General features: G+C 64.7%; 2 protein-coding genes. Both read left to right on the plus strand.

Annotated elements, in window-relative coordinates; all coding sequences use genetic code 11:
- A partial coding sequence (locus EOA60_RS30395; protein WP_128312426.1) for a biotin/lipoyl-containing protein occupies positions 1–1,562 on the plus strand: 1,562 nt, incomplete at its 5' end.
- A gap of 116 nt (positions 1,563–1,678) precedes the next feature.
- Positions 1,679–2,070: PHP domain-containing protein (locus EOA60_RS30400; protein ID WP_128312428.1), on the plus strand; the 392-nt coding region annotated here is incomplete at its 3' end.

A 2,070-nucleotide genomic window follows, 5' to 3' on the forward strand; every position in this document is an offset into this window, starting at 1 on the left:
TCGGCTACCCGGTGCTGATCAAGGCGCGGGCCGGCGGCGGCGGCAAGGGCATGCGCATCGCCTGGAGCAGCGCGGAAGTGCGCGACGGCTTCGAGCGCGCGCGTTCGGAAGCGAAAAGCTCCTTCGGCGATTACCGCGTCTTCATCGAGAAATTCGTCGTTGACCCGCGCCATATCGAGATCCAGGTGCTGGCCGACGCGCATGGCAATGCGCTCTATCTGGGTGAGCGCGAATGCTCGATCCAGCGCCGCAACCAGAAGGTGGTCGAGGAAGCGCCGTCGCCGTTCCTCGACGCCAAGACGCGCAAGGCCATGGGCGAGCAGGCTGTGGCGTTGGCGAAAGCCGTCGATTACCAGAGCGCCGGCACGGTCGAGTTCATCGTCGACAAGGACAGGAACTTCTATTTCCTTGAAATGAACACGCGATTGCAGGTCGAGCATCCGGTGACGGAGCTCGTCACCGGCATCGATCTGGTCGAGCAGATGATCCGCATCGCCGCCGGCGAAAAGCTCGGCATCAGGCAAAGCGAGGTGAAGCTGAACGGCTGGGCGGTGGAAAGCCGTCTCTATGCCGAGGACCCGTTTCGCAATTTCCTGCCCTCGATCGGCCGGCTGACGCGCTACCGGCCGCCGCAAGAGGGCACATTCGGCGATGTGGTGATCCGCAACGACACCGGCGTCGCCGAAGGGGCCGAGATATCGATGTTCTACGATCCGATGGTGGCAAAGCTCTGCACCTGGGCGCCGACGCGGCTCGAGGCTATCGATGCCATGTCCGAAGCGCTGGACGGTTTTGTCGTCGACGGCATAGAGCACAACATTCCGTTCCTCGCTGCGCTGATGCAGCACCCGCGTTGGCGCGAGGGGCGGCTTTCCACCGGCTTCATCGCCGAGGAGTATCCGGACGGTTTCGCGCCGGTCGAACCGGACGGCGAGGAGAGGGCGGTGTTCGCCGCGATCGCCACCGCGATCGAACTGCTGCGACGGGACCGGCTCGACCGGCTCAGCGGCCGGTTGGCACCGCATTCGGGCCATCTCAAGCGCGACTGGGTGGTGAAGATCGGCGCGGACTATCTTTGCGCCGGCATCCTGGACGGCATGGTCTCCATCCCGATGGAGATCGATCTGTCGATCAATGGCAGCGAGCCGCTGACGGTCGCCTCCGACTGGCGGCCGGGCGACGCGATCTGGCGCGGCACGGTCGGCGGCAACCGGATCGCGGCGCAGGTCCGGCCAGTGCTGAACGGCCTTTGTATCGCCTGGAAGGGCATGTCGGTGACGGCTCAAGCCATGCTGCCGCGGACGGCGGAGCTGGAAAGGCTGATGCCGGAAAAGCTGCCGCCGGATACCTCGAAAATGCTGCTTTGCCCGATGCCAGGACTGGTGGTGTCGATCGCCGTCGCCGAGGGCCAAGACGTCAAGGCCGGCGAGACGCTGGCCGTGGTCGAGGCGATGAAGATGGAGAACGTGCTGCGCGCGGAGCGCGACCTCACCGTGGCGAAGCTAAACGCCAAACCGGGCGACAGCCTGGCGGTCGACGCTGTGATCATGGAGTTCGCCTGACCCAGGGCGACATAGGCCGCAACCTCGTGGTTCGCGGTCGATTGTACTGGACTGGCATCGCGGCGTCCGGGACAATACATCTGCACGGATGAGTCCTTGAGATAGCGCGAAAAAACATGGCGGATGAACGACTTCCACGCGACCCTTTGCAGCGCGAAGCTGTCGTGAAGGCCACGCAGCCGGAGACGCCTGCACGGAGGTTCATCCATCTGCGCGTGCATTCAGCCTATTCGCTGCTCGAGGGCGCCCTGCAGCTCGGCGCCATCGTCGGCCACGCGGTCAAGGATGAAGCGCCGGCGATCGCAGTGACCGACACCAACAATCTGTTCGGCGCGCTCGAATTCGCCCAGAAAGCGGTCAAGGACGGCATCCAGCCGATCATCGGCTGCCAGGTTGACCTGGTCTTTTCCGGCGAAACGAGCGACGCCCAACGCGACCGCCGCCGGCACGGTCCCGAGATATCGCCGATCGTGCTGATCGCCGCCAGCGAGGCCGGCTATGCCAATCT

The sequence above is a fragment of the Mesorhizobium sp. M1A.F.Ca.IN.020.06.1.1 genome (assembly GCF_004023265.1).
Classification (GTDB): domain Bacteria; phylum Pseudomonadota; class Alphaproteobacteria; order Rhizobiales; family Rhizobiaceae; genus Mesorhizobium.